The 9,384-nt window shown below is 43.6% G+C and carries 8 protein-coding genes and 1 pseudogene; 8 read left to right on the top strand and 1 reads right to left on the bottom strand.

Features of this window, described 5'->3' with window-relative positions; all coding sequences use genetic code 11:
• The first annotated feature begins 473 nt into the window (after window positions 1–473).
• On the top strand, window positions 474–1,628 hold the full coding sequence (locus BU200_RS09590; protein ID WP_075099933.1) for an MFS transporter: 1,155 nt from the start codon (window positions 474–476) through the stop codon (window positions 1,626–1,628).
• Between the two features lies 1 nt (window position 1,629).
• A pseudogene (locus tag BU200_RS09585) lies at window positions 1,630–2,539 on the top strand (alcohol dehydrogenase catalytic domain-containing protein).
• 233 nt (window positions 2,540–2,772) lie between these two features.
• On the opposite strand, the gene BU200_RS09580 reads toward BU200_RS09585, so the two are convergent.
• A complete protein-coding gene (locus BU200_RS09580) occupies window positions 2,773–3,894 on the bottom strand; it encodes an NAD(P)/FAD-dependent oxidoreductase (RefSeq protein WP_075099932.1) in 1,122 nt (373 codons plus the stop codon).
• 326 nt (window positions 3,895–4,220) lie between these two features.
• Here BU200_RS09580 and BU200_RS09575 point away from each other — a divergent pair, with 326 nt between their 5' ends.
• The 6 genes from BU200_RS09575 to BU200_RS09550 all read left to right on the top strand — a co-directional run.
• Entirely contained in the window at window positions 4,221–4,850 is a 630-nt protein-coding gene (locus BU200_RS09575; RefSeq protein ID WP_075099931.1) for a DUF459 domain-containing protein, read from the top strand.
• Between the two features lie 48 nt (window positions 4,851–4,898).
• Window positions 4,899–5,423, top strand: a complete 525-nt coding sequence (gene lepB / locus BU200_RS09570) for a signal peptidase I (RefSeq protein WP_075099930.1) — start codon at window positions 4,899–4,901, stop codon at window positions 5,421–5,423.
• A gap of 152 nt (window positions 5,424–5,575) precedes the next feature.
• A complete protein-coding gene (gene glmS / locus BU200_RS09565; protein ID WP_075099929.1) occupies window positions 5,576–7,390 on the top strand; it encodes a glutamine--fructose-6-phosphate transaminase (isomerizing) in 1,815 nt (604 codons plus the stop codon).
• 225 nt (window positions 7,391–7,615) lie between these two features.
• Window positions 7,616–8,314 carry a class B sortase gene (locus BU200_RS09560; RefSeq protein ID WP_075099928.1) on the top strand — a complete coding sequence of 233 codons (699 nt, stop codon included), beginning with the start codon at window positions 7,616–7,618 and terminating at the stop codon, window positions 8,312–8,314.
• A 251-nt stretch (window positions 8,315–8,565) separates the two neighbouring features.
• A complete protein-coding gene (locus tag BU200_RS11560; RefSeq protein ID WP_249024023.1) occupies window positions 8,566–8,949 on the top strand; it encodes a hypothetical protein in 384 nt (127 codons plus the stop codon).
• A gap of 79 nt (window positions 8,950–9,028) precedes the next feature.
• On the top strand, window positions 9,029–9,384 hold a 356-nt coding region (locus BU200_RS09550), incomplete at its 3' end, for a hypothetical protein (protein ID WP_142237043.1).

Raw genomic sequence — 9,384 nt, 5'->3', positions numbered from 1 at the left:
AAGCGACTGTTCTTGGTTAAGGAATAAGCAAACAATTTCTAACTTTTCTTCTACTGATTTTGGACTTCTTTTGGACATGTGAAAACTCCCCTTATAGTGTCTAGTGAATTTTTGTTTTTTCACTGTCTACTATATGTGGAGTATATCATCACAACCTTGGTGAGGGCTTTGTGCTTATATAGTTGTTTCCTTTAGGCTCTTATAGGCATTTCGTTTATATTTTGTAATTGAACACGGACTAAAAGTTCCGAAAAAAGAGACGCAACTGTTGAAGGCTGGAGATAGAGTGAGTCAAGTATGGCTCCCCTTTAACAGAGACAGCTGTTCCAGTTTTAGCTGGCTACAATACCTCTTTAAGGATAGACGGAACTGCCGGCTCTATCAAAGGACTTCATACAAGACTTGTATCTCAATTCATTTAGGTGTATAATGTTACATGTTTTGTTTTATAGTGTAAGATGAAAGGAGAAAACATGAAAAATAAAGCAATGATGCGATTTTCCCTCTTGGTGATCTCCATCTTTTTAATGTCTCACTTGGCTATTGCACCAGCCATTCCAAAACTCTATGACTATTACCACGCAAAGAACCCAAGCCTTGGTCTTGCTTCAGTGGAGAGCTTGGTGACGGTGCCCGCTATGATGATTACCATTACGGTCTTACTCAGCAATCTAGTTGTTTCTTGGCTCGGAACCAAACGGACAGTCTTATTAGGACTGGGCTTGATTGGGGTATTCGGTGCCTTACCAACCTTTTTAAGCTCTTTCCCTCTCATCTTTATCTGTCGCTTGCTGCTAGGAGTGGGAATTGGACTCTACAATTCACTATCGATTAGTCTGATTAGCGACTTTTACGAGGGAGAAGTGCGGGCTCAAATGATTGGTCTGCGGACAGCTTTCTTAAATATCGGAAAAGCCCTAACGACCTTTATCGCAGGATATGCCTTGCTAATTGGGGTCAATTATACCTTTTTAGTCTACCTGCTTGCCTTTCCAGTCCTTATTCTCTTTTATCTATATGTTCCAGAATCTAGCCAGAATCATGTGACAGTAAAAGAGGCGGCTGTCTGGAATCGTCAGGTAGCCTTGATTATCCTCCTAACTTTCTTAGTCGGCATCAGCTATATTGGTGCTACCATTAAAATTCCGAGCCTGCTCGTGACTCAATACGGCTTTTTGACCACCTTGTCCAGCCAGTTGCTCACCATCTTGGCATTTAGTGGGATTATTACAGGCTGTTTCTTCGGACCGATTGTAAAGAAATTAGGTGATACGACTCTTTTTGCAGTCCTCATTGCCATGGGACTTGGTAATCTCCTCTTTACCCTACCGTTTCATCTTCCTCTCTTTATCCTTGCAAGTATCTTGGTAGGGATGAGTTTTGTCGGTATCATGTCCTTTCAGTTCTACTATATTTCTAGGCAGTTTCCGAAAGGACAGGTTCATTTCGTGACTAGCCTTGCCATTACAGGAGGTAATATTGGCGTTGTCTTAACGCCTGTATTCCTCACCAAATTGTTGGAAAAATTCCAGATCGAAACCTTTATTACCCCTTTTTATATCAGTAGTGCTCTAATGGCGCTTGCCTGTGTGCTAGGATATAGCTTAGTAAAGAAAGCGAGGAAATAGAATGAAAACAGCGATTTTTGAAAAGGCAGGTTCAATGATTATCGGTGAGGTAGAAAAGCCTCAACTTCAGGAAAAGGATGATGTCATTATCAAGATTGTGCGAGCATGTGTCTGTGGTTCAGACCTCTGGTCCTATTCGCATGGCGATGAGCGTGCAGCCCATTCGAACAATTCAGGACATGAAGCCTTGGGAATTGTTGAAGAAGTAGGAAGTGAGATTACCACGGTGAAACCCGGTGATTTTGTTATCGTACCCTTTACACATGGCTGTGGGCAGTGTGATGCCTGCCGTGCAGGATTTGACGGGACATGTGATAATCACCCTGCACCGACAAATTGGGGCGGTGGTTTCCAGTCAGAATACCTCCGTTTCCACTATGGCAATTGGGCATTGGTAAAGGTGCCGGGACAGCCATCTGACTATTCAGAAGGTATGCTTAAATCTCTCTTGAGCTTAGATGAGCCGCCATGCCGATCGGCAGGCTATGGCATTAGAATCAGGTGCGACCGCTGTCGTAGCAGAGCGTGGCGAGGAGGGAATTGCTAAGGTACGTGATATTTTAGGCGGTGGAGCAGACGCTGCACTGGAATGTGTCGGTACGGAAGCCGCAATCGAACAAGCTATTGGTGTACTTCACAATGGTGGACGTGTCGGCTTTGTCGGGGTACCGCATTACAATAATCGTCCACTCGGCTCAACCTTTGCCCAAAACATTTCAGTTGCAGGCGGTTCAGCTTCGGTCACCACTTATAACAAGCAAGTCTTACTAAAAGCTGTTTTGGATGGTGACATCAATCCGGGACGCGTCTTTACGCAGACCTATGCCTTAGAGGATGTCAACCAAGCCTACCAAGACATGGCGGATCGCAAGGTGATTAAATCCATGTTAATTGTCGCGGAAGGCGACTAATCAAGTCCATGATGCATGCTCTTTGAAAGTCAAAGGGAGGAGGAGGCTAGCTACGCTCTTCTTATCTCTAACCTCTCACAATGTTCAATCCTGCAAGCTCGCTTCCTTTTGAGCTTCAGTGACTACCAATTTTGAACTAAACAAAAGACGCAGGAAATCAAAGTTTTTGATCACTTGATTTCCTGCGTCTTTACTATTTGAAGATTTTTTGTCCAGCCTCGTTTTAGTGAGTATTATGGGCTTGGCTGGAAAATGATATAAGGATCTGGCGCATAGGGCTGACCATCAAATCCATGAACTTGCTCAAGGATAGTCTGTGCCAGTTGCCAGCCAATAAAAGGACCACAGGTAAGACCTGATGAACCAAGACCGCTTGCGACTAAAATAGAGGGATGATTGGACAGGCGTCCGTAGAAAGGTAGAAAATCTGAAGTATAGGCACGGGTTCCAACGCGTGTGTCGCTGATGGTGTAGCGTTCCAAGTCTGGAATAAAAGAAGTTGCCTCCTCTTTCATCTGCTGGAGTTTCTCCTTATCAAGGGATAGATCATAGCCCATATCATTTTCATGGGTCGCTCCGATGACTAATTTTCCCTGTTCAAAGGGAAGAATATCAATCTCCCCATGAAGCATACACCCCGGCCAATTGTCGGTCGCAAAATTAGTATCAAGCGTCAGCAATTGCCCTTTCTGTGGCGCAATATCGACTTGATAGCCTAGAGGAGTAAGGAGGTCTGGCAACCAAGCCCCAGCTGCCAAGATAAGCTCATCATAGTCGTATCTGCTAGCCCCTACTTGGATCTGCTTGTCAGCTAAGAGCTTGGCACGTCCTTTGATTAAGCACCCGCCCTGTTCTTGGAATAAGTCCTGCAATTGATCTAAGAGTTGCCCACCATCAACTCGTCCACCACCATGTGCAAGGACAGCCCCTTGATCTGTTACAAGCGGAGGGATTTTCTCTTTTAATTCTTGTCCCCTTAACACATCAAGTTGCCCAATCATTGGCGAATGAACCTGTCTTTCTTGAGCAAGACTTGCTAGTTTATCTAGTAGCGTCTCTTTCTTTTTAAAGACCAAGGTTCCTGTTTGTCGGTAGGGGAGTTGGGCAATGCCTGCTTCTTGTAAATCCTGCATCAAGTCCAGATAAAAGGCTGCCCCCTTATCCACCAAGCGATACCAAGTTTGGTTGCGGCGCTGGGAGAGCCAAGGACAGATGATACCAGCAGCAGCCCTCGTTGCATTTCCTGTCCCTTCGTCAATTAGTAGGACCTGCATATCTGGATTTTGAGAGAGGTAAAAGGCAGCAGTAGAACCCACAATGCCTCCACCAATAATGACTATCTTCTTCTGTTTCATACCTCTAGTATAACATAAAGAGACATCTATCTATTGAGAAAGTAGCAGTATTGAACTAGATATTTCCCTCGCTCAATTCTATGTAAATATATTTGTCATAGCTAATCTTTAGCTTAACTCCATTCAGTTAAGAAAAGCTACATTGGCTGAGAAGCAGGATAGTGAATGTTAGATGATGACAAGGCTAGAGGAAATATGTTGAATAAGATATGTCGCCAGAGTGTGGCATAGAACCTTCAGCATAAGCATAGAAGTATATTGCTTGTATCTTTCTGCCCATTGTCTTCTGTGCTCGTTCATGATAGAATAGAAAAAAAGGAGAAGATATGCCAAATGTAATGTACCCAGAAGTCATGACTATTGGAATTGGAGCTATCAAGGTTGCGACCGTTGGCGATAGTTTAACCTATGGCTATGGCTTAGAAAATCGAGAACGTGATGCTTATCCCAGTATCTTGGCTGAAAAGTTAGGTCACCATTATCAAGTATCAAATTTCGGTTTGAGTGGACGATCCTTGCAGTCTACTTCAGACTATCCCTATTTACAAGAAAAAAATGCCCAGTTATCGTTGGAGAGTGAAGCAGATATCGTCATCATTATGATTGGAAGTAATGATAGCCGTGCTCCTTATTGGAATAAAGAACGCTTTATCACGGAATATGGCGAATTAGTGGATCGCTACCTGCAAATGCCTAGTCAGCCAGATGTCTATCTCTTAGTGCCCCCTTATGTTCCAACCAGTCGCTTTGGGCTCAACAATGCTATTGTCCGTAGCGAATTACAGGAAATCATTCCCCGAATTGCCGAGGAGAAAGGGCTAGAATGGATTAACCTTTACCCGCTGACAGAGGGACAGGCAGCGTATTACAGTGACGGGCTACATTTGACCCCGCTTGGAAATCAGCTAGTAGCAGAGACGGTTTACGCAGCAATTATGGGAGAAAGTCTTAGGTAAAGTTTACGAAAATATGCTATACTAAATAATAGAGAAATGGAGAGAATTATGGCAAAAAGAGAATTTATTCATCGAATAATTATCATTGGCTTGCTGGCGCTAGGGATAATGGCACTGCGGATCTGGGTCTTTGAACCGGTCACTATCACGAAACAGATGGCAAATCGCTACCTCAAAGAAAATGATATTATCATTGCGGTGAAAGGCAAGGAACTTGAATATGGCGATTTTGTCTTATATCAAGTAGATGGGGAAGAGCATGTCGGTCGGATCATTGCCAAGGAGGGCGATAGCCTCACCTATATGGATGATGTGTTGTACCGTAATAACGAAATTGTCGAGGAGACCTACCTAAGTAAATCAGCTAATCATCAAGACTACTACACAGAAGATGTCATAGTTCCCCGTCTTGAAAAAAAGAATTACTGGATTCTAAATGACATTCGCACTAACCGCAAAGATAGTCGCACACTCGGCTTGATTTCATCTAAACAGGTCATCGGTCGCCTGACCTTCCGTATCAGTCCAATCGGCGAATTTGGCTTTATCGATAACGGTCTAACCCAGAAGTAGGGTTAGTTTTTTTCTTCACAAATTAGACTAGACCAATTTTAGAATTGACAAATAAAAATCTTTACTATATACTATCATTATTGGTTTTATTTAGATAAAAGATGACTATACCAATTTATCAATTTGTGATTTAGAAATGGATGGTAAATAATATGTGTGGAATCGTTGGTGTTGTTGGAAATACAAACGCAACTGATATTTTACTTCAAGGACTTGAAAAATTAGAATACCGTGGATATGATTCAGCAGGAATTTTTGTCACAGGTGGAGCAGCAGGACACTTGGTCAAATCTGTTGGACGCATTGCCGATCTGTCGGCTAAGGTCGGAGATGCTGTGGAGGGGACAATTGGAATCGGGCATACCCGTTGGGCAACTCACGGAAAACCAACAGAAGACAATGCCCACCCTCACACTTCGCAAACAGGACGCTTCGTCCTAGTGCACAATGGTGTGATTGAAAATTATCTGGAAATGAAGACCAATTACTTGGCAGGTCATGACTTCAAGGGACAGACAGATACAGAAATCGCGGTTCACTTGATTGGTAAGTTCGTCGAAGAAGACAAGTTGTCCGTACTTGAAGCCTTTAAGAAAGCCCTTCATATTATCCAAGGGTCTTACGCCTTTGCCTTAGTTGATACTGCAAATCCTGATACGATTTATGTAGCTAAGAACAAATCGCCCCTTCTTATCGGTCTTGGTGACGGCTACAACATGGTCTGTTCTGATGCCATGGCAATGATTCGTGAAACCAGTGAATACATGGAAATTCACGATAAAGAATTGGTTATCGTGAAAAAAGAGGGTGTGGAAGTGATGGACTATGATGGTAAAAGAATCGAACGCGGTAGCTATACAGCAGAATTGGACTTATCAGACATCGGTAAAGGGACCTATCCTTTCTACATGCTAAAAGAAATTGATGAGCAACCAACTGTTATGCGTAAGCTAATCAGCGCATATTCGGATGCAGACGGGCAGATGAAGGTTGACCCAGCCATTGTCAAAGCTGTTCAGGAAGCAGATCGCATCTATATTCTTGCGGCAGGAACTTCTTACAATGCAGGTTATGCTTCTAAGAACATGATAGAGGCTCTGACAGACACGCCAGTTGAATTGGGTGTGGCTTCTGAGTGGGGCTACCACATGCCACTCTTGAGCAAGAAACCGCTCTTCATCTTGCTAACCCAGTCTGGTGAAACAGCTGATAGTCGACAAGTATTGGTGAAAGCTAACGAAATGGGGATTCCAAGTTTGACCATTACCAACGTTCCGGGATCTACCCTTTCACGTGAAGCGACCTATACCATGCTTCTTCATGCAGGACCTGAAATTGCAGTAGCTTCTACCAAGGCCTATACAGCACAAGTTGCAGCCCTCGCTTTCCTATCAAAAGCAGTTGGAGAAGCAAATGGCAAGCAAGAAGCGCGTGAGTTTGACTTGGTGCATGAATTATCAATCGTAGCACAATCAATTGAAGCCACCTTGTCTGAAAAAGACATGATTGCTGAAAAAGTGGAGAAGTTACTCGCAACAACTCGCAATGCCTTTTATATCGGTCGCGGAAATGACTACTATGTAACGATTGAAGCGGCACTTAAATTAAAAGAAATTTCCTATATCCAATGTGAGGGATTTGCAGCTGGTGAATTGAAACATGGAACGATTTCCCTAATTGAAGATGGCACCCCAGTTATCGCCTTGATTTCAGCTAGCGAGAAAGTCGCTGCGCACACACGCGGAAATATCGCAGAAGTCGTTTCCCGCGGTGCTCACATCTTGACCGTTGTCGAAGAGGGGCTGGAGCGCGAAGAGGATGATATTGTGGTCAACAAGGTTCACCCATTCCTTTCCAGCATTTCAATGGTGATTCCAACCCAACTGATTGCCTACTATGCATCACTTCAACGCGGACTAGACGTTGATAAACCACGTAATTTAGCGAAAGCCGTTACCGTAGAATAAAAAAGAATCCTCGTAGCCTGCTACGGGGTTTTTGAGTGTACCAGTAACTAGGGAATGGATGCTAATAGGAAATAGGTTGGGAGTTTCTGGGCTTAGCGAGTACAGATGGGGTACAGTCGCTTTCTACATCATTTTTATCAGGTATAAATCTTTTGTATAAAGTCGAAAAACCTATTTACATAAGGCGTTCTTTTTGCTATAATCATTGATGTAAGGAGAAGAAGAATGAGAAAAATATTTGGGTTCATCAGTGGGATTGCGATCCTCTCTCTTTTTATCTACGGCTTTCAGCTCCTCTCAAGGCTAGAAGAGGATGTGGGAAAGTCATCACGAGAAGCTAAAAAAGTAGACTTGCTCCACCACAATCCAGACGTCTATGCTTGGTTGAGGGTGGATGGAACGAAGATAGACTATCCAGTCGCCCAACATCCGACCGATGATAGCTATTATTTGTCTCATGACTTAGATGGTGCAGTGACCTATTACGGGGCTATTTTTACAGAATTAGTCAATTCTAAAACCTTGGATGATCCTCTCACTATCATCTATGGGCACGCTATGGTTGATGATTCTATGTTTGGCTCCTTGGATTATTTTGCGGATCGACAGTTTTTCAAAGACCATCCCCTGATAAGGATTGATACTATAGACCATCACTATGAATATGACATCGTAGCCGCACACCCTTATATAGATGACCACCTCTTTCAAAGTTTCCAGTTAGGGACGAGAAGCGGCTTAACCCACTACCTTGACACCCTAAAGGAACGAGTAGAGGCCTATGGTGGCTCTTACCGATCCTTGCCGATTGAAAAAGACAAGGACAGGTTTTTAATCCTTTCGACATGTGATGCTGTGAACAATAATCAACGCTATGTCGTTACTGCTCGTTTAAGATCTACTACAGAAAGGACAGATACATGAACCACAAGATGAAACTTTCCAGATTTTGGAGGCTGTCTCTAGGTTTATTACTTTTGGGAATTGGTCAGAGACTGATTTATACAGGAGTGGTCTCTCCTTGGGCTAGAGACAGGGGCTTGCCCGTCCTTCTACTAGTACTAAGCCTAGTTGCCCTTGTCTTAGGGATAGCGTTGCTCCTTCCTTTGCTTGTTTGGTTTTACAAGCTCCATCGGTCTGATAAACGACTGACAAAGCTTGTCTTGCTTTACCTTGTGAGCGCAGTTCTTTCGGGTCTCATCATTGGTGGACTAGGTCAACTGTTGTATGATCATACCAGCTTTGCCTACGATGCCGTGCGGATAGGTGTTTGGACAATGAGTACCATCGTTCAAAGTGTCCTAAAGGTAATCTTGTGTTTTGGGTTGGTTAGTATTCATAAGAATTTGCCTATTAGGGAAAGAAGGCACTGCCTATGGCTACCATTAACAGGAGTGGTATCCGTGTCTATTGGTCTGGTTCTTCTCAACTATTGGCTACCGACTGTTGGAGCAGTCCTTGTGTCCGTTATTGATGCGATTGTACTAATTTTTACACTCTATTATTTTATTTATACTCGTCAAAAATCAAATTCTGACGTCGTTAATTCACCTTGCTGAACTTCAGTTCTACCTGCAGTTTCATTGCCTAGTCAGATTTTGATTTTTATAGAGTATTACCTTGTAAAGGAGACGTCCCATGAAACGACTTCATAAGTTGATGACCTGGTTCTTGTTGGCAACCTTGTTGATTTCCAATAGTCCCATTATGTATGCGGAGGAAATCGGTCAAGCAATCAAGCAAGGTCAGCTGGAGGCAGACTATCAAGAAGCGCTTGAGGAAGCGAATAAACAAACGGTTGGCTCTGACAATGCCAATCATACAGCACCAGCCCCTGCTGGACAAGAGGCGAGCCCGTCAAAGGAGGAGGCGGGTGACGCAATCCAACAACCCAAGGTGGTGGCACAAGAAAGTGATGCCGAAAGCGCTTTGAAAGCCCAATACGGTGAACCAGTAGCCGTTAGTGGTCAAGAACAGCTCTATCGTGTGGATGA

This window comes from Streptococcus acidominimus (assembly GCF_001921825.1).
In the GTDB taxonomy this organism is placed as follows: domain Bacteria; phylum Bacillota; class Bacilli; order Lactobacillales; family Streptococcaceae; genus Streptococcus; species Streptococcus acidominimus.
This window is presented reverse-complemented; position numbering and strand designations above follow the sequence as displayed.